Below are 22,100 nucleotides of genomic sequence, written 5' to 3'. Positions count from 1 at the left end.
CAGCGGGAAAGGACTTCGCCCTACTTCTTCAGCCCCAGCAGGCCCAGCCAGCCGCCGCTGGTCAGCAAGGCCACGTCCAGCAGGGCCAGCGCCAGAGGCGTGGTCGTCGGGGCGGCGATGAATTTGGGCCGCCAGACGGGGCCGAACTTGGCTTTGTAGGCGCGCAGGCCCTGGAAGCCGTAGACGGCGCCCCCCTCCTCGAACACCAGGGCGCCGACGCGGGCGAAGACCGGCGCCATGCGGCGATCCTCCAGACCCGACAGGGGCGCCATGCCCAGGTCCAGCCGCTCCATCCCCTGCTCACGCGCCCACTGGGCCGTGCGGGTGAACAGATAGTCCATGATCCCATGCGGTCCCTCGGGATCATGACGCATGAGGTCGATCATCGCCTCGCGCCCGCCGGCCCCGACCAGAAGATTGGCGAAGGCGACGATGCGGCCGTTCTCGCGCACCACGGCGACCGGCGAGCGGTCCAGATAGTCGAGGTCGTACCGGCCCAGGGAGAAAGCCTTCTCCGAGCCGTTGTGATGCTGGAGCCAGGCGTCGGACACGGCGCGCAACTCGGCCCCCAGCGCCCGCGCCGCGCCGGGCGGGACCACCTCGAAGCTGGCGCCCTCGCGCTCGGCCCGGTTCACGGCGGTGCGCAGGTTCTGCTTGCCCTTGCCCTCGGTCGTGAAATGGGCGGCGTCGATCACCGCGGCCTCGCCCACCTTGCGCATGGCCAGGCCCAGCGTCGCCAGGTCGGCCAGCAGCCCTTCGCCCACCGAATAGAAGACCGCCGCCCCGCCATAGCTGTCGGCCATCTCCGCGAAGGCCCAGAGAAGCTCCAGCCGCTCTTCCTTCAGCCCGGCCGGTTCGCTCATGGCGATCCAGCGTCGACCGCGCACGCGATAGGCGATGAAGCTGCGCCCTGACGGGCTGAACAACAGGGCCTTGTCGCCCAGCAGAGCCAGGCCCGCCTCGGGCGTGGCGATCTCGGCCGTCTCCAGTGCCTGACGGGCGCGCTCGACATCGACCGGCGCGGCGGGGCCGTGACTGCGGGCGCCCGGCGCCGTCAACAGGGAGCGCACTCCGACCGCCAGGGTCAGCAGGGCCAGCACCGCCCCGGCGCGCAGGAAGCCCGAGGCCTGCTTGTCGACCAGGAAGGTCCACCACAGCTCGTCGGTATAGGCCGTGTCGCGATAGGCGAAGAGGCCCAGCCACAGCATGGCCGCCACCGCCGCCGCCAGCATCAGCAGCCAGCCCGGCCGCAGCGGCTCGCCCAGGCGCGAGCGACGATTGAAGGCCGACCGGCACGGCGTCAGCAGGGCCGCCGCCAGGGTCAGCTCGATCGCCTCCTCCCAGTCCAGCCCCTTCATCAGCGAGAAGACCGCCCCGACCATCAGGACCGCCAGCGCGGCATAATAGGCGCCGCGCCGCCGTCGCCACAGCCCCGCCGAGATCAGCAGCAGGACAAAGCCGGTCACGCTGGCTGCGAAATGGGACAGGTCGATCAGCAGCGGCGGATAGAAGCGCCCGAGCGCGCTGAGCCGGTCGCTGAAGGCGGGCGTCACCGCCGACAGCAGCATCACCCCGCCCAGCAGGAAGGTGGCGACCGCGAACATCTGCGGCGTCAGCTCATAGGCCAGCCCCGCCAGTCGCCGCGTGATGCGCCAAGGGTCGTGTTTTGCGCTCGATTTGGTCAATCGCTCTCCAGAGAGCAAGAATCGGTCGTTTGGGGCGAGTAGAAGGTCATTTCAGGGCAGACGAAACCAACCTCCATCACGCGGGTTCATTTTTTCGCGAGCGCCGGGCTCGCGCTTCCAGGAGTTCCTCATGATCCGCAAGACCGCCCTGCTGACCGGCATCGCCGGCGCCCTGTTCATCGCCGCCCCTGCCTTCGCCCAGGACGCGCCCCAGACGCCCGAACCGGCCCCCGCTGAGGCGCCTGCGGCTCAACCCCAGAGCTTGACCCTCACGCCGGGCTCGACCGTCAAGGGCAGCGACGGCGCCGAGATCGGCAAACTGGTCGGCGTCCAGAACGGCGCCAACGGTCAGGAACTGACCGTCCGCACCGCCGATGGCCAGGTCCGCCCCGTGCCGCTGGCCGGCATTCGCCAGGACGGTGCCGACATCGTCGTCGACGCCAGCGCCTCGGACATTCAGTCGGCCGCTCCGATCGCCTCGGACACGGCTGAGCCGACCCCGGACGCAGCGGATGACGCCCCTCCGGCTGACGCGCCGCCGGCCGATGAGCCGACCAGCGACAAACCGCATGGCGATGAACCGCACTAAGGGTTCATCGACCTGAAGAAAAGGGGCGGTCCCTAGCGGGCCGCCCCTTTTTACATCCTAAAGCAGGACGTCAGCCTCGGCGCTTGATGAGGCCCAGCAGGAACAGCAGCACCACGGCGCCGATAGTGGCGACGATGATGCCGACGATCCAGTTGCCTGCGGCGTCCACGCCCAAGAGGTTGTTGGCCAGGAACCCGCCGATCAGGGCGCCGACGACGCCGACGATCAGATTGGTCAGCAGGCCATGCTCCCGCTTCATGATCTTCTCCGCCAGCCATCCGGCGACGATGCCGATGATGATCCAGGCGATAAATCCAAATCCACCCATGCTTCTTCCTTCCTGAAAGGCTCTCTGCCTTGGCCGTTAATGCGCGGCCGGCTTCGCGGTTGCCTTGACCGTCGCGTCTTCCCCGCTGAGGGGAAGTCGGCACGCCGTTTGCGAGGAGCCTTCTGTCGCGTGCCGAACCGGCACAGCATGAGAGACGGGAGAGCCTCATGGCCGCCGAGATCGACCTGCACCTGGGCCGCCGCCTGCGTCGTCGTCGTCGTCTTCTGGGCCTGACCCAGCAGCAGCTCGGCGATCGCGTGGGCGTCCGCTTCCAGCAGATCCAGAAATACGAATGCGGCGCCAACCGCCTGTCCGCCGCTCGCCTGTGGGAGTTGGCCGAGGCGCTGGAGACGCCGGTCACCTATTTCTACGACGGCCTGGCCGCCGATCCCGTTCCCGTGCAGCAACCCGCCCCTCACGCCACGCTCAACGCCGCCTGAGACGGAACCGCCACCCCTCTCGTCGCTGGCGGTCGGACGGTGTATCCCGCCGGCATGACCGAGCTGGAATCCTTCGCCGTCGCCCTGTCGCATGAAGCGGCCCGCGTCGCCCTGCCCTTCTTCCGCGGCGACTTCACGCAGGAAGACAAGGGCGGCCCCGGCGCCTTCGACCCCGTCACCGAGGCCGACCGCGCCGCCGAGGCGGCCATCCGTCGCCTGATCGCCGCCCGCTATCCCGACCACGGCGTCATCGGCGAGGAATACGGCGAGGACCGCCCCGACGCCGACCATGTCTGGGTGCTGGACCCCATCGACGGCACCCGCGCCTTCATCGCCGGCCTGCCCCTGTGGACCACCCTGATCGCCCTTCGCCACGAGGGCGCGCCCGTGATCGGCGCCGTGGGCCAACCCTATCTGGACGAAGTCTTCCTGGGCGGCCCGTCGGGCGCGCGCCTGCTGAAGGGCGGACACGAAACCCCGCTGAAGACCCGCGCCTGCCCCGATCTGGGTCAGGCCCTGATCGCCACCACCGACCCTGAGATCTTCGTCGGCGCCGACCGCGCCGCCTGGGACCGCCTGCGCGCCTCGGCCCGCCTGGCCCGACTGGGGTGCGACGGCTACGCCTACGCCATGGTCGCGGCCGGGCGCATCGACCTGGTGGCCGAAAGCGAGCTGAAGGTCTGGGACTGGTCGGCGCACAAGCCCCTGGTCGAGGCCGCAGGCGGTCGCTTCACCGACTGGCGAGGCGCGGCGCCGCACGACGCCGACGGCCGCGTCCTGGCGGTCGGCGACGCGCGCCTGACGATCCAAGCCCTGCCCCTGCTCGGCCTGTCCTGACGGATCAGGCCGGTTCGGCGGTCCGCGCGGCCGGAGAGGCCGAAGGCGAGGCGGCGCCGGGCGCCACATAGTCGGCCAGGGCGTCGAACTCGTGCAGGAAGACGCCGCGCAGGTCGTCGACCTCCATGATGACCTCATGCCTGGCGGTCGGCACCTCGACATAGCGGCCGCGCCCCATGCGCCGGGCCGCCCAGCGGTTGGTCTGCTTCCACACCTTGTCGTCCTCGGCCGCCTGAACCACGCAGACCGGGATCTTCACGCTCTTGAGCGCGCGGGGCTTCAGCGCCCGCTCGCCCGCATCCAGGGCGAAGGCCAGCCAGCCCCAGGTCGGGCCGCCGATAGCCAGGTGCGGGCAGGCGTAGAGCTGCTGCCGCCACAGGTCGTAGCGCGCCTGATCCGAGGTCAGGCCGTCCTTCTCGAAGGTGTGGTCGAAGGGATCGTCCGGGTCGTCCAGCACATAGTCCCCGGCCTTGCCGTGGCGCAGGGCCCAGCGCACCGCCAGCTTGACCGTCCACATCGACCGCTTGCCGGTCTTGATGCGCAGCATGGGGCTGGACAGGACGGCCCCGGCGAAGCGGGTCTCATCGCCTTCCAGCGTCAGCAGGTTCAGGGCGCCGCCCATGGAGTGGCCGACCATGATCCACGGCTTGGGCGCCCGCGCCTCATAGGCGTCCAGCAGGCGGGCGTAGTCGTCGAGAAACTCCTCGACCGCGCGGGCGTGGCCGCGCAGGCGGTCCGGCAGCAGCCGCGCCGACAGCCCCTGACCGCGCCAGTCATGGGCCAGGACGCAGAAGCCGCGCGCCAGGAAGTTGCCGATCAGCTCGAAATACTTCTCAATCGGCTCGGTGCGGCCGGGGCTGAGGACGACCGTCCCGCGCGGGGTCTTGGCCTGCAGGGTCGAGGGCGTCCAGAACCCGGCGCGCAGACGCAGGCCGCCGGCCCCGCGGAACCAGTCGCCCTCGCCTCCCGGCGGGCTGGCGGCGCCGGGCACTCCCATCAGGGGCGCATGGGCGGCGAAGGCGGCGGTGCGGCTCACTCGGGCTTCCTGAACTTCAGCGTCATGCGGTCGCTTTCGCCGATGGCGTCATACTTCGCCCGATCGAACTCGGGATCGGCGGGTTGACCCAGGGGCGCCGTCAGGCGACGCGGCGCCAGGGTCTCGACGCCGAACGGATGGTCCTTGGTGTCGGCCGGATTGGCGTTGATCTCGGACGCCTCGACAAAGATGAAGCCGGCCTCCTGGGCCAACTGCTTGACGAAGGCCTCCTGCACATAGCCGTTGGCGGCGGCCGGATCCTGATCCTCGTCCGGCTGAAGGCGATGCTGTTCGATGCCCAGGATGCCGCCGGGGCGCAGGGCCGCGAAGGCGTCGGCGAAGGCCTTTTCGGCGATCCCCGCCGCCATCCAGGCCTGGATGTAGCGCATGAACAGCACCATGTCGGCCGTCCCCGCCGGGGCCACCGGCGGCGAGCCGGGACCGAAGGCGGTGAACTGCACCGGGCCGTACAGCTTCTTGTCGGCCAGGATGCGGGCCTTCAGGGCGTTGTTGATGGCGACCTGGGCCGGGTCGGCGTTCGGCCCCTCGACGAAGCCCGCCAGATAGAGGGCGCCGCCGCCCTTGTTCAGATAGGGGGCCAGGATTTCGGCGTACCAGCCGCTGCCGGGCCAGAAGTCGACCACCGTCATCTTCGGCTGCAGGCCGAAAAACCGCAGGGTCTCGACCGGGTGGCGCCAGGCGTCGCGCGCCTTGTCGTCCGCCGGACGCCAGGCCCCGGCGACGGCCCACTCCAGCGAGCCTTCGGGCGGGCCCTTGGGCGCTTCGGGGGCGGCGGGCGTCTGCGCCTCTTCCTTGCGGCCGCAGGCGGCCAGGCCGAACAGGGGCGCGACCAGGGCCAGGGCGCCGGCGCCGGTCAGGACGGATCGCCGCGTCGATCGTTCTGTCATGCGCGCTTCCTCTCGCCGCCGGATGTCTTCGCTTGGGGCTTAAGGCGCTTCTGCGCCAGCGTCAAAACCACGCACTGCATTGTCATCGGGCCGTCAGTCCGCCGCGTAGGGCTTGCGGAAACGCAGGGTCATTCGGTCGCTCTCGCCGATGGCGTCCAGCGCCGCGCGCTCATCCGCCGTCAAGGTCCGGCCGTCGCGTTCCGAGGTGCGCGTAGGCTTCAGCGTCCAAACCCCGAACGGGTGGTCGCGGTCGTCCTTGGGGTTGGCGTTCAGCTCGCTGCGAGCCTCCAGCTCGAAACCGGCGCGGCGGGCGGCGTGGATGACCCAGCTCTCGGGCACATAGCCGTTCGGCGCCGTCTCCGTCACGTTCAGGCCCTCGGCCGCGCGGTGCTGCTCGACCGCCAGCACGCCGCCGGGCTTCAGCGCCGTGAAGAAGGCCGCCAGATAGGGCTCGGCCCGGCCGTCGCGCGACCAGTTGTGGAAGGCGCGGGCCACCACGACCATGTCCGCCGTCCCGTCGGCGACGCCCATGCCCTCGGTCGGGCGATTGACCGGGACGTAGCGCCCGCCGGTCGCCGCCGCATAGGGCTCCAGAATGTTGCGCCACCAGCCGGCGCGGCCCGGCTCGATCTCCACCACCGTCAGGCCGGGTTGCAGCCCCCAGAAGGTCAGAGTCTCGAACGGATGACGCTCGCCGTCGCGGGCGCGGTCGGCCTCGGGCCGGGTCGTCGCGGCCACGGCCGCCTGAAGCGCCGCATCCTCGGAGAAGCTCGGCATCTCCATCGACAGGCCCTGGCGGTGCGGCAGCGACGCAGCCTCCGGCGGGCCCGATTGGGCGAGGGCGGGCGAGGCGAGCAGACACGCCGCGACGGCGCTGAGGGCGAAGGTTCGCATGGCGGGCTCCGGTCGATCCTGGACGAGGAAGGGTAAACCCTTACGGCGCTTCGCGGCCACGGCAAGGCGCAGAGGCCGAAAGCGACGATTTCGCGCGCCCCTTGCGCTCGGAAAACGGCCTCCTACCTCTTCATCCGAGAGCGCCGATCCCGGGCTCTCCAGACCTGACGGGGCCGATTTCGGACCGCCGGGACTGAAACCCTCCGTCGTCCGGGGCCAAATCGCCGGGCGGCTCAACCTTGCTGAATGTCAGAAGGATGACCCATGCGTACCTATGATTTCTCGCCGCTGTACCGTTCCGCCGTCGGTTTCGACCGCCTGGCCCGCCAGTTGGAAAGCGCCGCGCGCTCCAGCCAGGAAAACGGCTGGCCCCCCTACAACATCGAGACGACCGGCGAGGACGCCTATCGCATCGAGATCGCCGTCGCCGGCTTCTCGGCCGATGAGCTGAACATCGAGGCGAAGGAGAACCTTCTGACCGTCACCGGCAAGAAGGCGGCCAACGACGACGGCGCATCCGCCCGCACCTTCCTGCATCGCGGCCTGGCCGAGCGCGACTTCGAGCGCCGCTTCCAGCTGGCCGACTATGTGGTGGTCAAGGGCGCGGCCCTGGCCAACGGCCTGCTCACCGTCGAGCTGAAGCGCGAACTGCCCGAGGCCCTCAAACCCCGCAGCATCGAGATCGCCACCGGCTCGACCCTGATCGAAGGCAAGGTCGAGACCAAGGCCAAGAAGGCGGCTTAAAAGACCTCACGGCTGACTGAAAAGTCGAAGGGGCGGCGTTCGCGTCGCCCCTTTTTCGTGCGCGCTCCCTAGGCCGCGTGCAGGTCCGCCGGGTCCAGCCCGCGCGCGCCGCTCGTCTGGGCGCCGGTGAAGTCGGCCTGCTTGGTCTGGGCGCCGTGCAGGGTCGCCCGGCTCAGATCGGCGTCGACCATCACGGCCCGGCGCAGGTCCGCTCCCGTCAGGTCGGCGCCGCGCAGGATCGCCCCGGTCAGGTCGGCGGGCAGCAGGCGATCCGCCGCCAGCATCAACGGCCCCAGCTGGGCCTCGCGCAGGTCCGACCCGTTCAGCCGCGCCCGCGTCAGCCGCGCGCCGCGCAGATCGGCCCGGCGCAGATTGGCCGAGCGCAGGTCCGCGCCCTCCAGCTGCGCGCCCTGAAGCTGCACCCCCTCCATGTCCAGGCCGTAGAAGACCGCCCCCTTGGCCGACAGGGCCGTAAGGTTCAGCCCGCGAATGGTGACCAGCGGCCGCAGATCCACCCCGTCGAACACCGAGGGCTGGCCCTCGGCCCCGCCCGTCTCGCACCATTGGGCGTGATCGCGCAGCATTTCGGCGGCGGGCATCTGGCTGACCGGCTCGCCCGCCGGGCGGTTGTCCACCAGGGCGCCGTCCATATTGGCCCCGTCCGTCCGCCACATGGCGGCCTTGACCCCCACCAGGACGGCGTCGCTGAGGTCCGCCCCCGACAGATCCGCGCCCGACAGGTCGGCTCCGGCCAGATCGGCGCCGCGGAAGCTGGCCTGCTTCAGATTGGCCCGGACCAGCTTGCAGTCCTTCATGACGGCGTCGGTGAAATCAGCGGCCACGGCGACAACGCCGGTCATGTGCGAGCGCTGCAGATTGGCGCCCGCCAGCACAGCGCCCTGCGCCTGGGTGTCGGCGCGCTTGCGCGCCTCAACCACGCGGAAGCCCAGCTTGGCGTCCTTGGCGGCGATGGTCCCTTCGCGCAGGTCGGCCTCGAACAGGTCAGCCCCCGACAGGTCGGCGCCGCGCAGGCAGGCCCCGCGCAGATCGGCCCGCCGCATGCTGGCGTCGATCAGGGTCGCGTCCTGCATGTCCGCGCCGAAGAAGTTGGCGTTGTCCAGCTTGGCGCCCGTCAGGTCGCAGCCGATCAGGCAAGCCGCCGTGAAGTCGGCGTCGGCCAGGTTGCGGCCGCGCAAGGACACGCCCGACAGATCCATCCAGGCGAAGACCGCCCGCGCCCCGCCCGGCCGCGCCTGCCACAGGCGGTCGTGCTTCAGGCAGACGGCGTCGACCTCTTCCTGGGTCAGCTTCCTGCGGACGGGTTCGACGGCCTCGCTCATGGGGGCGATCATGGCTTACGGCGGATTAAGGAAGCTTTGCGGAAACAACCATTTTCGCGTCGTTCCCGCCCGCCGTCGCCGCGTTCTACTCCGTCAGCAGGCCCTGGTCGCGCAGGGCTTCGGCCAGTTCGCCCTCCTGGGTCCACAGACGGGTGTAGCCCGCTTCGCCCAGCCGGTTCAGCTCGGTCGTCAGATCGGCGCGCGCGGAAGCGGCGAAGCGGCCGTCGAAGCCCGCCCCGTCGAGGCTGACGCGCACCATCGGGCGGCCCGTCTCCAGACGGTGCAGGAAGCCTTCGCTCAGCACCGAGGCCTCTTCGCACAACAGACCCGTCTCAACCGTCAGGCCCGACTGGCGCAGCCGCTCCGTGCCCCGGCCCGAGGCGAAGGGCGAAGGGTCCAGGGCGGCGATCACCACCCGCTCGACCCCGGCCTCCGCCAGGAAGTGAGCGCAGGACTTGCGCCCCGACGAGCGGGCGCCGCACGGCTCCAGCGTCACATAGGCGGTCGCGCCCTTCACGGCCTCGCCCGCCTCGGGCACGGCCTGCTCCTCGGCGTGGGGTCGGCCGCCCGGCGCCGTCGCCGCCTCGGCCAGCACGACCCCGTCCTTGACCAGGACGCAGCCGACCGCCGGATTGGGCCAGGTCTCGCCCATGCGGCTGAGGGCCAGATCAATGGCCCGCCGCATGAAGACGGCGTCTTGCGCCGGCCCGCTCACGCGATCACTCTCGCGATTGGGGGCAGGGCCTGCGCCCGCCCCTCGTCCAGATAGCGGGCGGCGACCGGCTTCAGGTCGGCGTCCAGGTCGATCTCCAGCGGGTTGCCGGTGGGGATCTCGACGTCGACGATCTTGTCGTCCGGCACGGCGAACAACAGCTTGACGATAGCGCGCAGAGAATTGCCGTGAGCGGCGATCAGCACGTCCTCGCCGGCCTTCAGGCGCGGAGCGATCTCGGCGTCCCAATAAGGCTGCACCCGGTCCAGCGTGGTCTTCAGGCTCTCGGTGTCCGGGATGGCCTTGCCGGCGTAGCGAGGGTCAGCGTCGAAATCGAACTCGCCGCCCGGCGCCAGCGGCGGCGGCGGCACGTCATAGCTGCGGCGCCAGACCTTGACCTGGTCCTCGCCGTGCTTGGCCGCCGTCTCGGCCTTGTCCAACCCGGTCAGGCCGCCGTAGTGGCGCTCGTTCAGGCGCCAGTCCTCGATCACCGGCACCTCCTTCAGGCCCGCCGAATCCAGCGCCAGGGCGCCGGTGCGCTTGGCCCGCTTCAGCACCGAGGTGAACATGACCGCAGGCTTGAAACCCGCCTCGGCGATCAGCTCGCCGCCGCGCCGGGCCTGGGCCTCGCCCTCAGCCGTCAGGTCGACGTCGACCCAGCCGGTGAAGCGGTTTTCCAGGTTCCATTGGCTCTGGCCGTGGCGCAGCAGGATCAGGCGGGTCATCAGGGTCTCCGGGAAACATCCGTATCTAGGCTCCTCGCTAGGCCCCTGACGCGGGGGCGGTCAAGGTTTCACCGCTCGCTGAAATCATCCAATGACGCAGCGCAGCGATAACAACGGTCAAGTGTTGTGGCCTCTTGCCGGAGAGCGCGTTATACGGCCGCGTCGAACTTCGGCCCCGCGCCCTTCAAGACGTCACCATCAGGAAGACCCATGCAAAAGCCCCGTCAGGACATCCGCCCCAACACTGCGGAGTATGAAACCCTGCCCCTGGTCAAGCCGACCGGCTTTCGCGAATACGACGCCCGCTGGATTCTGGAAAAAGAGATCAACCTGCTGGGCATCCAGGCGCTGGGCCTCGGCCTGGCCACCTATGTACACGAAATCGGCCAGACGCCGAAGATCGCCGTCGGCCACGACTTCCGCGGCTATTCCCTGTCGGTGAAACAGGCGCTGATCCTGGGCCTGCTGGAAGGCGGCATGGAGGTGCTGGACATCGGCCTGGCCCTGTCGCCGATGGCCTATTACGCTCAGTTCGCGCTGGACTGCCCCTGCGTCGCCATGGTCACGGCCAGCCACAATGAGAACGGCTGGACCGGCGTGAAGATGGGCGCCCAGGCCCCCCTGACCTTCGGTCCCGACGAAATGGGCCGCCTGAAGGAGATCGTCCTGAACGGCCAGGGCGTCGCCCGCCCCGGCGGCAAGCTGGAACGCGTCGAGGGCTTCCGCGAGACCTACATCAAGGACGTGGCCTCCAAGGTGAAGCTGTCCCGCCCGCTGAAGGTCGTGGCCGCCTGCGGCAACGGCACAGCCGGGGCCTTCGCGCCCGAGGTGCTGCGCCTGATGGGCGCCGAGGTGATCGAGATGGACACCGACCTCGACTACACCTTCCCCAAACACAATCCGAATCCGGAAGATCACGCCATGCTGGTGCAGATGGCGGCCAAGGTGAAGGAGACGGGCGCCGACCTGGCTCTGGGCTTCGACGGCGACGGCGACCGCTGCGGCGTGGTCGACGACACGGGCGAGGAGATCTTCGCCGACAAGATCGGCCTGATGCTGGCCCGCGACCTGTCGGCCCTCCATCCGAACGCCACCTTCGTCGTCGATGTGAAGTCGACCGGCCTCTACAAGACCGACGAAGTGCTGAAGGCCAACGGCGCGACTACCGTCTACTGGAAGACCGGCCACTCCTACATCAAGCGCAAGACCGCCGAGCTGGGCGCCCTGGCCGGGTTCGAGAAGTCGGGCCACTTCTTCCTGTCGGGCGATCTGGGCCACGGCTATGACGACGGCCTGGTGGCGGCGGGCGCGGTGCTGGCCATGCTGGACCGCAACCCCGGCAAGAGCCTGTCGGAACTGAAGACCGCCCTGCCCGACGCCTGGACCAGCCTGACCATGTCGCCGCACTGCGACGACGAGCTGAAGTACGACGTCCTGGCCAGGATCGTGAAGGAATACGAGGAACTGGCGGCCTCCGGCGGCGAAATCCTCGGCCGCAAGATCGTCGAGACCATCACCGTCAACGGCGTGCGCGTCCACCTGGAGGACGGCTCCTGGGTGCTGGTCCGCGCCTCCTCCAACAAGCCCGAACTGGTCGTGGTGGTCGAAAGCATGCGCTCCGCCGACGACATGCGCGACCTGTTCCGCAAGGAAGTGAAGCCCCGCCTGGCCGCCCACCCGGAAATCGGCGCCTTCAACCAGGAAATCTGATTCCGGTTTGACCGGCGGCGGCGTCGTGGACGATGCTTGTTCCATGAACGACGCCGCCGCCTCCCTCCCCGTAGTCATCGTCGGCGGCGGGTTCTCCGGCGCCATGCTGGCTGCACGCCTGGCCGAACGGGGCCAGGCCTCGGTCCTGATCGAGCGCGGCGAACAGGTCGGCCTCGGCGTCGCCTATTCCACGCCGCTGGACGACCACCGGCTGAACGTCCGCGCCGAGCGGATGAGCGCCCGCCCCGACCGGCCCGCCGACTTCACCGACTGGCTGGCGCTCCACGCCCCCGCCTTCGCCGATCCGAACGGCTTCGCCCCGCGCCGTCTCTACGGCCTCTATGTGCAGGCCCGCCTGGCCGAGGCGGAGGCCGCCCATCCCGGCCTGATCCGCCACATCAGGGGCGAGGCCGTCCGCATCGAAGGCGAGACCGTCATCCTCGCCAACACCGCCCGCATCCCCGGCCGCGCCGTGGTGCTCGCCACCGGCAACCCGCCGCCCCGCCCCGCCGTCGCGGGCGAAGGCCCCCGCCGCGTCGCCGATCCCTGGCGGCCCGACGCCCTGGCCGCGATCGCCCCCGACGACGACGTGCTGATCCTCGGCTCCGGCCTGACCATGGTCGATGTCGTCCTGGCGCTTCAGGCCCAGGGCTGGCGCGGCCGGGCGACGGTCGTGTCGCGGCGCGGCCTGCTGCCGCAGGCCCACGGCGCCCATCACGACGCCCCGATCGACCTTCCGCCCGAAGCGCTGACCGGCGCCCTGTCCCGTCGCCTGACCTCAGTGCGGCGCCTGGCCCGCGACCACGGCTGGCGCCGCGTCATGGAAGGCTATCGCCCCCTCACCGCCGCGCTGTGGGGCGCGGCGACGACCGCCGAACGCGCCCGCTTCCTGCGCCATCTGCGCTCCTGGTGGGACGTCCATCGCCACCGCATCGCGCCCGAGATCGCCGCCGTGCTGGAGACGCTGACGGCGGCGAACCGCCTGACCGTCGTCGCGGGCCGCGCCCAGACGACGAAGGTCGATGACCGGGGCGCGACCCTGGCCGTCCGCACACGGAACGGCGAAACTCAAGCCTTCCCCGCCGCCTGGCTGATCGACTGCACCGGCCCCGGCCACGACGCCGCCCGCGCGCCCCTGACGGCCGCCCTGATCGCCGAAGGCCGCGCCCGCCTCGACGCAGTCGATCTGGGTCTCGACCTCGACGCCGAGGGACGCGTGCTGCACGGCGACGGCGCCGCGGATCCCGCCCTGTTCGTCCTCGGCCCGCCCGCCCGCGCGGCCTTCTGGGAAACCATCGCCGTCCCGGACATTCGCCAGCGCATCGAGGCCCTGGCCCGCGCCCTCGCCCGTTGACGCACGCCATTCAAACGCGGTCGGAATTTCCAAGGGTTGGCGACTTCCTTCTCGAGACTTAGCGTCTGGCGGGCCTTTGGCGGGTCGGCTATCACCGTCTCAGGAGAGGAAACACAAAAATGAACCGTCACCGCACCCGCGTACTTGGGGATCGCACCCTCGCGCCCGAAACCCTGATGATGGGCTACGGCTATGATCCGGCCCTGTCGGAGGGCGCGATCAAGGCGCCGCTGTTCCAGGCCTCGACCTTCGTCTTCAAATCGGCCGAGGACGGCAAACGCTTCTTCGAGGTCGCCTATGGCCTGCGCCAGCGCGACCCGGACGAGGCCCTGGGCCTGATCTATTCGCGCATCAACAATCCGAACCTGGAGATCCTCGAGGACCGCCTGGCCGTCTGGGACAAGGCCGACAAGGCCCTGGTCTTCTCCAGCGGCATGGCCGCCATCTCGACCGCCATGCTGGCCTTGGTGCGGCCCGGCGACGTCATCCTCTATACGGCCCCGGCCTATGGCGGCACCGAATACCTGTTCGACCGCATCCTGCCCCGCTACGGCGTCAAGGCGATCAGCGTCCCCGCCGCCGAGGGCGCCGACGCCCTGGACGCAGCCATGATCGCAGCGGCCGCCGAGGCGAAAACGACGGGTGGGCGCCTGGCCGCCGTCTATCTGGAGACCCCCGCCAACCCGACCAACCAACTGGTCGACATCGCCCGCGCGGTCGCCGCCGCCAAGACGCTGGATCAGGCCGAAGCGCCCGCCGTCGCCGTCGACAACACCTTCCTCGGCCCCCTGTGGCAGAGCCCGCTGGAGCTGGGCGCCGACCTCGTCCTCTATTCCCTGACCAAATACGTCGGCGGCCATTCGGACCTGATCGCGGGCGGCTGCATGGGCGGGGCCGACATCATGGCCCGCGTCGGCGAGATGCGGACCATCTGCGGCACCACCGCCGATCCGCATACCGCCTGGCTGCTGCTGCGCAGTCTGGAGACCCTGCACATCCGCATGGAGCGGGCGCAGGACAACGCCCTGATCCTGGCCGAGCGGCTGCGCGCCGATCCGCGCGTCAGCGCCGTCCTGACCGCCGGAGGGCCGGACGCCTCGCCCGAACAGCAGGCGATCTTCGAGGCCCAGTGCAAGGGCTCCGGCTCGACCTTCTCGCTCGAACTGCCCGGCGGCGAAGCCGAGGCCTTCCGTATGCTGAACGCGCTGCGCCTGTTCAAGCTGGCCGTCAGCCTGGGCGGCGCCGAGAGCCTGGCGTCCCACCCCTCCAGCATGACCCATTCGGACTATACGCCCGAAGCCAAGGCCCGCAGCGGCATCGGCGACAATCTGGTGCGTCTGTCGGTCGGCATCGAGAACGTCGACGACCTGTGGGCCGACCTGGATCAGGCCCTGTCCGCCGCCTGACCGTCTCAAGGATCAGTCCGCCAGAAAAGCCTTCAGCTCGGCGGACTGATCCGAGGCCATGAACCGCTGCAGCAACACCACATTTGCGGCCAGGGGCGCCGACACCTGCGCCAGCCGCCCCGCGTCCCAGGCGATCAGCTGATCCAGCGGAAGGGCTTCATGCCCTTCCGTCCACAGCCGCTCCTGTCGCGACACCCGGATGTCGGCGACCGGCCGCCGCAGGGCCGTGACCGCAAAGACCTCAGGCTTGCCCCCGCGGTAGAGATAGCGGCCGAAGCCCACCAGCACGGTCTTCAGCTCCGCCGCGCTGAAGACGCAGTCCGTCTCTTCAAACAGCTCGCGCTCGATCTCGCGACGGCAGAATTCCTGAAAGGTCAGGCCGGGCGAACGGCCAGCTTCTGATAACGCGCCAGGTCGAACGAACCCGACCCGGTCGGCGCCAGCAAGCCCGAGCTTTCCGCGCTGGTGGCGGCTTGTCGGGTCAGATAAGCCATGCCCGACTGGTCGATCATGATCGTCGACCCGCCCAGTTGGTTCGACGCCGACGCCTGCTCCAGCCGGATCAGCTCGTCATCGCAGAGGAAATGGTCCCGACCCGCCCAGACCCGCCGGTTGCGCGCCTTGGCATAGACGTCGGACCGCAGCACCTCATTGGTTGTCCGGTCGAAGAAATAGGTCGTCTTCTGCAGCCGCACAGGCGCGTCGCCCTGAACGAAGCCGCTGTCGATCTCGGTCCGCAGGCCCAGCTTCTGCTCATTGACGACCAGGGGATTCATCGCCTGTTCGGCCAGCCGCGCCGCCTGCGCCAGTTCGTGCGGCCAACTGTAAGGCGGCTTCAGCAGAACCACCCCATGACGCCCCTGATCCAGCTGAGCGTCGACGCCCATGTTGAGCGCCACCGGCCCGTTGGCCCCGGTCACGGGCTGGATCACGTCGTGCGATCCTTCCAGACCCGAGACGGACGCCACCGGCCGGACGGGCCTCAACTCATAGTCGTCCGCCGCCGGGCGCAGACGACGAATGAGGGCGCGCGCCAGTCCGATCAGTCCGATCACCGCCAAGGTGAAGGCCACGCCTTTGAACATCCAACCCAGCACGGACCAGATCGGGCCTTGAAACAGATGATCCGTGAACGGACCGATGAAGTCGCCGAAACCGGCGAAAGCGCCCAGCGCGAACAGGACGGCGGCGTTGCGCGTCTTGAAGGCGCGGAACCAGAACTGCTCCCAGCCCGCCCGCAGGCGTCGCCCGAGCTGTTCGCGGCGAAAGCGGATCCGCTGCTTCAGACCGTCTTCGCCGCCCCCCTGCGTCATAGCCGTACTAGCCCGCCGCCTTCACCGCCTCGGCGACCTCGTTGACCACGCGCTTGACCAGGGCCTCGTCGTCGCCCTCGGCCATGACGCGGATCAGCTTCTCCGTGCCCGACGGCCGGACCAGCAGGCGGCCCGAGCCGTTCAGCGCCGCCTCGGCCTCAGCCATGGCCGCCTTGACCTTGGCGTCCTCCAGCGGCTTTCCGGCGGTGTAGCGGACGTTCTGCAGCAGTTGCGGCACCGGCTCGAACTGGCGCGCCAGCTCGCTCATCGGCGCGCCCGCCTCGACCAGCACGGCCAGCACCTGCAGCGCCGCCATCAGGCCGTCGCCGGTCGTGGCGTGATCCTTCAGGATGATGTGGCCCGACTGTTCGCCGCCGATGTTGAAGCCGCCCTCGCGCATCCGCTCCATGACGTAGCGGTCGCCGACCTTGGTGCGCTCCAGCGTCAGGCCCTCGGCCTTCAGACGGCGCTCCAGGCCCAGATTGGACATGACGGTGGCGACCACGCCGTTGCCGTTCAGCCGCCCGCGCTTGGCCCAGTCCAGCCCGATCAGGGCCATGATCTGATCGCCGTCGACCACATGGCCCTTCTCGTCGCAGATGATGACCCGGTCGGCGTCGCCGTCCAGGGCGATGCCGATGTCGCAGCGATAGCGCTTCACCGCCTCGGACACAGCCTCGGGATGGGTCGAGCCGCATTCGGCGTTGATGTTCAGACCGTTCGGCTCGACGCCTACAGGAAAGACCTCGGCGCCCAGCTCATAGAGCGTCGTCGGCGCCACGCGGTAGCCCGCGCCGTTGGCGCAGTCGATGGCGATGCGCAGGCCCTTCAGGCTGAGCCGCTTGGGGAAGGCCTGTTTGGCGATCTCGATATAGCGCGGCGGGGCGTCGTCGATGCGCTTGACCCGGCCCAGCTTGTTCGACGGCGCCAGATCCTGATCCAGAGCCCCGTCCATCATGGCCTCGATCTTCAGCTCGATCTCATCCGACAGCTTGTAGCCGTCCGGCCCGAACAGCTTGATGCCGTTGTCCGCATAGTCATTGTGCGAGGCCGAGATCATGATGCCCAGATCGGCCCGCATCGAGCGGGTCATCATGGCCACGCCCGGCGTCGGCAGCGGCCCGAACGTCCGCACGTCCATACCGACCGAGGCCAGACCCGCGACGAGCGCCGGCTCGATCATATAGCCGGACAGACGGGTGTCCTTGCCGATCACCACCAGATGGCGGCGGTCGTCGTCGGTGCGGAACAGCCGCCCGGCGGCCAGGCCGACGCGCAGAGCCACCTCGGCCGTCATCGGATGGATGTTGGCCCGGCCGCGAATGCCATCGGTGCCGAAGTATTTTCTCTCGCCCAAGAGGCCGTCCTTCGCTGGCGGCCCCGGAATTGCAAAGAAACCTTCCGAAACCCATTTTTTGATGTCGTCGCCCCCGCGATTTCCTAGAGCGGAGATCAAGGGCGGAGGCTGAACCCTCTCGCTTACCTCAATTTCGCGGCCCTGCGCAAAAAGCGTCGGCCGCATCCGATCGGAGCAGACCTCATGTGCGGCATCATCGGCGTCACCGGAACCGGCCCCGTCGTCCCTCGCCTGATCGACAGCCTGAAGCGGCTGGAGTACCGGGGCTATGACTCGGCCGGCATCGCCGTGCAGAACGACGGCGGCGTCGAGCGCCGTCGCGCCACGGGCAAGATCCGCGAGCTGGAGGCCGTGCTGGCCGCCGACCCGATCGCCGGGACCGTCGGCGTCGGCCACACCCGCTGGGCCACCCACGGCGCCCCGACCACGACCAACGCCCACCCGCACAAGGCCGGTCGCGTCTGCCTGGTCCACAACGGCATCATCGAGAATTTCGCCGAGCTGAAGGCTGAGATGGAGGCCGAGGGCCGCGTCTTCGAAAGCCAGACCGACACCGAGGTCGTGGCTCATCTGCTGGATCACAAGCTGGCGGCGGGCCTGGCCCCGCTGGACGCCTTCAAGGCCACCCTCGACCGCCTGACCGGCGCCTATGCCCTCGCCGTCCTGATCGAGGGCGAGGACGAGCTGATCCTGGGCGCGCGTCGCGGCAGCCCTCTGGTTGTCGGCTGGGGCGAGGGCGAGATGTATCTGGGCTCGGACGCCTTGGCCGTCGGCCCCTTCACCCAGAAGATCTCCTATCTGGAAGAAGGCGACTACGTCGCCGTGACCCGCACCGGCGCGCGCATGTTCGACGCCTCGGGCCGCCCGGCCGACCGCGCCGTGGTTCAGGTCTCCGCCTCCTCTGCCCTGGTCGAGAAGGGCGAGTACCGCCACTTCATGGAAAAAGAGATCCACGAACAGCCTGACAGCGTCCAGCACACGCTGTCGGAATACCTCGACCTGGTCTCCGGCAAAGCCAAGGTCCAGGCCGTCGACTTCGCCGCGATCGAGCGCATCCAGATCGTCGCCTGCGGCACCGCCTTCTACGCCGGCCAGATCGGCAAGTACGCCTTTGAACGCTATGCGGGCCTGCCCTGCGACGTCGAGATCGCCTCGGAGTTCCGCTATCGCCATCCGGCCGTGAGCAAGGGGACGCTGGCCGTCGCCGTCAGCCAGTCGGGCGAGACCGCCGACACCCTGGCCAGCCTGACCTGGTGCAAGGCGCAGGGGCTGAAGACCGCCGCCGTGGTCAACGTCCACACCTCTTCCATGGCGCGCGAGGCCGAAGTCCTGTGGCCGACCCATGCGGGGCCGGAAATCGGCGTCGCCTCGACCAAGGCCTTCACCGCCCAGGTCGCGGCCCTGCTGTCGCTGGCGGTCGCGGCGGGCGTGGCGCGGGGCAAGATCGACCCCGCCCAGGAAGCCGAGCTGGTCAAGGCCCTGTTCGAGGCCCCGCGCCTGATCGCCGAGGCCCTGCAGATGGATGCGGGCATCCACGCCCTGACGCTCGACCTGGCCAAGGCACGGGACGTGCTGTTCCTGGGCCGCGGCCCGATGTTCCCGCTGGCCATGGAAGGCGCGCTGAAGCTGAAGGAGATCAGCTACATCCACGCCGAGGGCTATGCCGCCGGCGAGCTGAAGCACGGCCCCATCGCCCTGATCGACGAGGCGACCCCGACCGTGGCCCTGGCCCCGCTGGACGACCTGTTCGAAAAGACCGCCTCCAATCTTCAGGAAGTGGCCGCGCGCGGCGGCCCGGTCATCATGATCGCTCCGGAAAAGGCGCCCGACCCGCACGGCGCCGGCATCCGTCGCGTCCATGCGCCGGACTGCCCCGCCCTGATCTCGCCCCTGGTCTACGCCGTGCCGATGCAACTGCTGGCCTATTACACCGCCGTACAGAAGGGCACGGACGTCGACCAGCCGCGCAACCTGGCCAAGTCGGTGACGGTGGAGTGACCTGAGCGTCCTTCTCCCCTTGTGGGAGAAGGATCAAAGCCTGCGTTTGGCCCCTGCCCCGATTACGCCTATGACAGGCGACCCAAGGCTGATCAGGACGATCCATGACGACCTCCCCCGCCCGCCTGCGCAAGGCGGTCCTGCCCGTAGCCGGTCTCGGCACGCGGGTTCTGCCCGGCACCAAGACCACGCCGAAGGAGCTGCTGAACGTCGTCGACCGACCGATCCTCTCCTACATCGTGGAAGAGGCGCGCGAGGCGGGGATCGAGCACATCGTCTTCGTCACCGGCCGCGCCAAACAGGCGATCGAGGACTATTTCGACCACCAGATCGAGCTTGAGGCCCAGCTCCTGGCCAAGGGCAAGACCGAGATACTGGAGATCATGAACGCCGAACTGGCCCAGGCCGGCGAGATGAGCTTCACCCGCCAGATGCAGCCCAAGGGCCTGGGCCACGCCGTCTGGTGCGCCCGCGACATCATCGGCCACGAGCCCTTCGCCGTCATCCTGCCTGACGTCATCGTGGATTCTCAGCCCGGCGCCCTGAAGCAGCTGGCCGAGCTCTATGCCGAGGTCGGCGACAACGTCATCGGCGTCGAGGCCGTGCCCGAGGCCGACACCCATAAATACGGCATCATCGATCCCTCGTCCCAGAACGGCCGCCGCTACGGCATGAAGGGCATGATCGAAAAGCCCGCCCAGGGCACGGCGCCCTCGAACATGTCGATCTCGGGCCGCTACATCCTGCAGCCGGAAATCTTCGACCTGCTGGAAACGCAGGAGCGCGGCGCCGGCGGCGAGATCCAGCTGACCGACGCCATGGACCGGCTGATGAAGACGCAAACCTTCACCGCATATGAGTATGAGGGCGTGACCCACGACTGCGGCGACAAGATCGGCCTGCTGCGCGCCAACGTCGCCCTGGCCCTGAAGCGCCCCGACCTCGGCGACGCCGCCCGCAAGGCCATCGAAAGCCTGTTGTAACCTCCCTTCTCCTCTTTTGTGATCGTGAAGCGCTCAAGCCGCCAGCGCGGCGACACGCTCAAATCCTTCTCCCCTTGTGGGAGAAGGTGGGCGCCGCAGGTGCTCGGATGAGGGGTGTGAGCGGGCCCTTCTAAGCAACGAGGCGGGACAGCGCAGGCAAGGCAAACGCGATGTCGCCACCCCTCATCCGTCAGGCTTCGCCTGCCACCTTCTCCCACAAGGGGAGAAGGACGTCGGACGCCAGCATAACGAACGTCAAAAATCGCTTTTATTTCAAAGCCTCGATCGCTGCAGACCGGCTTCAGCCCGCCTTGCTCGCCTGCCGCTTCATCATCGCCGGTCAGCCCCGACAACTCGTCCGAGTTCAGACGATTCAGACAAATTGGACTCTGTTTTTCCGCCCTGCGTCGCTTTCGCCGAGCGTCTCACGCCACGCTTTCGTCCCCTCGCGCGTTCGGCTAGGCAGGTTAGAGTGCTGAAAACGAGGTTCGACTGATGCGCGTGATGATTCTGGGCGGCGACGGCTTCTGCGGCTGGCCCACGGCCCTGCACCTCTCGGCGCGCGGCTGGGACGTGCTGGTCGTCGACAACCTCAGCCGCCGCAACATCGACAACGAGCTGGAGATCCGCTCCCTGACCCCGATCCGCACCATGGGCGAGCGCATCGCCGCGTGGAAGGAGGTCTCGGGCCGCACCATCGACTTCGTCAATCTGACCGTCGGCAAGGAGTTCGACCGTCTGGTCGCCCTGATCCACGACTGGGCGCCCGACAGCGTGGTCCACTTCGCCGAACAGCGGGCCGCCCCCTATTCGATGAAGTCGGCGCGGCACAAGCTCTACACCGTCGACAACAATCTGAACGCCACCAACCACCTGCTGGCCGCCATCGTCGAAAGCGGGCGGGACGTCCACCTGGCCCATCTGGGGACCATGGGGGTCTACGGCTACACCACGGCGGGCCTGCGCATCCCCGAGGGTTATCTGAAGGTCACGGTCGACACCGACCACGGCCCGACCGAGCAGGAAATCCTGTTCCCGCCGAACCCCGGCAGCATCTATCACATGACCAAGACGCAGGACGCCCTGCTGTTCCAGTTCTACGCCAAGAACGACGGGCTGCGGATCACCGACCTGCACCAGGGCATCGTCTGGGGCGCTCAGACCGAAGAGACCCGCCAGGACGAGCGCCTGATCAACCGCTTCGACTACGACGGCGACTACGGCACGGTGCTGAACCGCTTCCTGATGCAGGGCGCGCTTGGCTATCCGCTGACGGTGCACGGCTCGGGCGGCCAGACGCGGGCCTTCATCCACATCCAGGACACGGTGCGCTGCGTCGAGCTGGCGCTGAAGAACCCGCCCAAGCGCGGCGACCGGGTCAAGATCCTCAACCAGATGACCGAGAGCCGCCGCGTCCGCGACCTGGCGCAGATGGTGGCCGAGATGACGGGCGCCGAAATCCACAACGTCGCCAATCCGCGTCAGGAGGCCGACGAGAACGAACTGGTCGTCGCCAATGACCAGTTCCGCGAACTGGGGCTGAAGCCGATCACCCTGGCCGAAGGTCTGATGGCCGATGTGACCGACATCGCCCGCCGCTACGCCAACCGCGCCGACCGGACCAAGATCCCTTGCGTCACCGCGTGGAACGCCGGCCGCGCCGAAGCCCTGCGAGACGAGGCTGAAACGACCTCCGCCCCTTCCCCCGTTCGCGTCCTGTCCGCCTGAAAGACCAAAGCCC

General features: G+C 69.0%; 20 protein-coding genes and 1 pseudogene. 10 read left to right on the top strand and 11 right to left on the bottom strand.

Annotated features, from left to right (window positions below; translation table 11 throughout):
- Positions 1–20: 20 nt before the first annotated feature.
- Complete coding sequence (locus AC3A3G_RS10315; protein WP_487488126.1) at positions 21–1,685, bottom strand: phosphatidylglycerol lysyltransferase domain-containing protein; 1,665 nt, start codon at positions 1,683–1,685, stop codon at positions 21–23.
- Between the two features lie 130 nt (positions 1,686–1,815).
- Here AC3A3G_RS10315 and AC3A3G_RS10310 point away from each other — a divergent pair, with 130 nt between their 5' ends.
- On the top strand, positions 1,816–2,274 hold the full coding sequence (locus AC3A3G_RS10310; protein WP_487488125.1) for a superoxide dismutase: 459 nt from the start codon (positions 1,816–1,818) through the stop codon (positions 2,272–2,274).
- 70 nt (positions 2,275–2,344) lie between these two features.
- On the opposite strand, the gene AC3A3G_RS10305 is transcribed toward AC3A3G_RS10310, so the two are convergent.
- Positions 2,345–2,602 carry a GlsB/YeaQ/YmgE family stress response membrane protein gene (locus tag AC3A3G_RS10305; RefSeq protein WP_125899443.1) on the bottom strand — a complete coding sequence of 86 codons (258 nt, stop codon included), beginning with the start codon at positions 2,600–2,602 and terminating at the stop codon, positions 2,345–2,347.
- Between the two features lie 167 nt (positions 2,603–2,769).
- Between AC3A3G_RS10305 and AC3A3G_RS10300 the strand changes: the two are divergent.
- Both AC3A3G_RS10300 and hisN read left to right on the top strand, forming a co-directional pair.
- Positions 2,770–2,985, top strand: a pseudogene (locus AC3A3G_RS10300) (helix-turn-helix domain-containing protein); the annotation flags it as partial.
- A gap of 111 nt (positions 2,986–3,096) precedes the next feature.
- Positions 3,097–3,879, top strand: coding sequence for a histidinol-phosphatase (gene hisN, locus AC3A3G_RS10295; RefSeq protein WP_487488124.1), 783 nt, complete (start codon positions 3,097–3,099; stop codon positions 3,877–3,879).
- 4 nt (positions 3,880–3,883) lie between these two features.
- Here hisN and AC3A3G_RS10290 read toward each other — a convergent pair whose 3' ends face one another.
- The 3 genes from AC3A3G_RS10290 to AC3A3G_RS10280 form a co-directional block, all read right to left on the bottom strand.
- Positions 3,884–4,915, bottom strand: coding sequence for an alpha/beta fold hydrolase (locus AC3A3G_RS10290; RefSeq protein WP_200168644.1), 1,032 nt, complete (start codon positions 4,913–4,915; stop codon positions 3,884–3,886).
- Positions 4,912–5,823: a class I SAM-dependent methyltransferase gene (locus tag AC3A3G_RS10285; RefSeq protein ID WP_200216151.1), complete on the bottom strand. Its 912-nt coding sequence runs from the start codon at positions 5,821–5,823 to the stop codon at positions 4,912–4,914. Before AC3A3G_RS10285 ends, AC3A3G_RS10290 begins: the two co-directional genes overlap by 4 nt.
- A 93-nt stretch (positions 5,824–5,916) precedes the next feature.
- Entirely contained in the window at positions 5,917–6,717 is an 801-nt protein-coding gene (locus AC3A3G_RS10280) for a class I SAM-dependent methyltransferase (protein WP_412876693.1), read from the bottom strand.
- Positions 6,718–6,981: 264 nt separating this feature from the next.
- Here AC3A3G_RS10280 and AC3A3G_RS10275 point away from each other — a divergent pair, with 264 nt between their 5' ends.
- Entirely contained in the window at positions 6,982–7,461 is a 480-nt protein-coding gene (locus AC3A3G_RS10275; RefSeq protein ID WP_088410663.1) for an Hsp20 family protein, read from the top strand.
- A 68-nt stretch (positions 7,462–7,529) separates the two neighbouring features.
- Here the strand turns inward: AC3A3G_RS10275 and AC3A3G_RS10270 are convergent, their stop codons facing one another.
- From AC3A3G_RS10270 to gpmA, 3 genes are all read right to left on the bottom strand, one after another.
- On the bottom strand, positions 7,530–8,801 hold the full coding sequence (locus AC3A3G_RS10270) for a pentapeptide repeat-containing protein (RefSeq protein ID WP_487488123.1): 1,272 nt from the start codon (positions 8,799–8,801) through the stop codon (positions 7,530–7,532).
- Between the two features lie 85 nt (positions 8,802–8,886).
- Entirely contained in the window at positions 8,887–9,516 is a 630-nt protein-coding gene (locus AC3A3G_RS10265) for a bifunctional diaminohydroxyphosphoribosylaminopyrimidine deaminase/5-amino-6-(5-phosphoribosylamino)uracil reductase RibD (RefSeq protein ID WP_200168639.1), read from the bottom strand.
- The gene (gene gpmA, locus AC3A3G_RS10260; protein ID WP_200168638.1) at positions 9,513–10,238 is read right to left on the bottom strand and encodes a 2,3-diphosphoglycerate-dependent phosphoglycerate mutase; all 726 of its coding nucleotides are present in this window, start codon (positions 10,236–10,238) and stop codon (positions 9,513–9,515) included. The genes AC3A3G_RS10265 and gpmA overlap by 4 nt, the downstream gene beginning before the upstream one ends.
- A gap of 210 nt (positions 10,239–10,448) precedes the next feature.
- Between gpmA and AC3A3G_RS10255 the strand changes: the two genes are divergently transcribed.
- The 3 genes from AC3A3G_RS10255 (at position 10,449) to AC3A3G_RS10245 (ending at position 14,708) form a co-directional block, all read left to right on the top strand.
- A complete protein-coding gene (locus tag AC3A3G_RS10255; RefSeq protein WP_487488122.1) occupies positions 10,449–11,948 on the top strand; it encodes a phosphomannomutase/phosphoglucomutase in 1,500 nt (499 codons plus the stop codon).
- A gap of 43 nt (positions 11,949–11,991) precedes the next feature.
- Positions 11,992–13,302, top strand: a complete 1,311-nt coding sequence (locus AC3A3G_RS10250) for an FAD/NAD(P)-binding protein (protein WP_487488121.1) — start codon at positions 11,992–11,994, stop codon at positions 13,300–13,302.
- A 119-nt stretch (positions 13,303–13,421) separates the two neighbouring features.
- On the top strand, positions 13,422–14,708 hold the full coding sequence (locus tag AC3A3G_RS10245) for a cystathionine gamma-synthase family protein (protein ID WP_487488120.1): 1,287 nt from the start codon (positions 13,422–13,424) through the stop codon (positions 14,706–14,708).
- Positions 14,709–14,720: 12 nt separating this feature from the next.
- On the opposite strand, the gene AC3A3G_RS10240 is transcribed toward AC3A3G_RS10245, so the two are convergent.
- The 3 genes from AC3A3G_RS10240 to glmM all read right to left on the bottom strand — a co-directional run bounded on the left by AC3A3G_RS10240 (position 14,721) and on the right by glmM (position 17,378).
- Complete coding sequence (locus AC3A3G_RS10240; protein WP_487488119.1) at positions 14,721–14,996, bottom strand: hypothetical protein; 276 nt, start codon at positions 14,994–14,996, stop codon at positions 14,721–14,723.
- Between the two features lie 86 nt (positions 14,997–15,082).
- Positions 15,083–16,021, bottom strand: a complete 939-nt coding sequence (locus tag AC3A3G_RS10235) for a hypothetical protein (protein WP_487488118.1) — start codon at positions 16,019–16,021, stop codon at positions 15,083–15,085.
- 7 nt (positions 16,022–16,028) lie between these two features.
- On the bottom strand, positions 16,029–17,378 hold the full coding sequence (glmM, locus tag AC3A3G_RS10230) for a phosphoglucosamine mutase (protein ID WP_487488117.1): 1,350 nt from the start codon (positions 17,376–17,378) through the stop codon (positions 16,029–16,031).
- A 183-nt stretch (positions 17,379–17,561) separates the two neighbouring features.
- On the opposite strand from glmM, the gene glmS reads away from it, so the two are divergent.
- The 3 genes from glmS (at position 17,562) to AC3A3G_RS10215 (ending at position 22,087) form a co-directional block, all read left to right on the top strand.
- Positions 17,562–19,376 carry a glutamine--fructose-6-phosphate transaminase (isomerizing) gene (gene glmS / locus AC3A3G_RS10225; RefSeq protein ID WP_487488116.1) on the top strand — a complete coding sequence of 605 codons (1,815 nt, stop codon included), beginning with the start codon at positions 17,562–17,564 and terminating at the stop codon, positions 19,374–19,376.
- 104 nt (positions 19,377–19,480) lie between these two features.
- Positions 19,481–20,359 carry a UTP--glucose-1-phosphate uridylyltransferase GalU gene (galU, locus tag AC3A3G_RS10220; RefSeq protein ID WP_487488115.1) on the top strand — a complete coding sequence of 293 codons (879 nt, stop codon included), beginning with the start codon at positions 19,481–19,483 and terminating at the stop codon, positions 20,357–20,359.
- 495 nt (positions 20,360–20,854) lie between these two features.
- Entirely contained in the window at positions 20,855–22,087 is a 1,233-nt protein-coding gene (locus AC3A3G_RS10215) for an NAD-dependent epimerase/dehydratase family protein (RefSeq protein WP_487488114.1), read from the top strand.
- The last annotated feature ends 13 nt before the right edge of the window (positions 22,088–22,100 follow it).

It is taken from the genome of Brevundimonas sp. Soil_N_31, assembly GCF_057655995.1.
The sequence above is the reverse complement of the archived record's forward strand: the minus strand, read 5'-3'. Positions and strand labels throughout refer to the sequence as shown.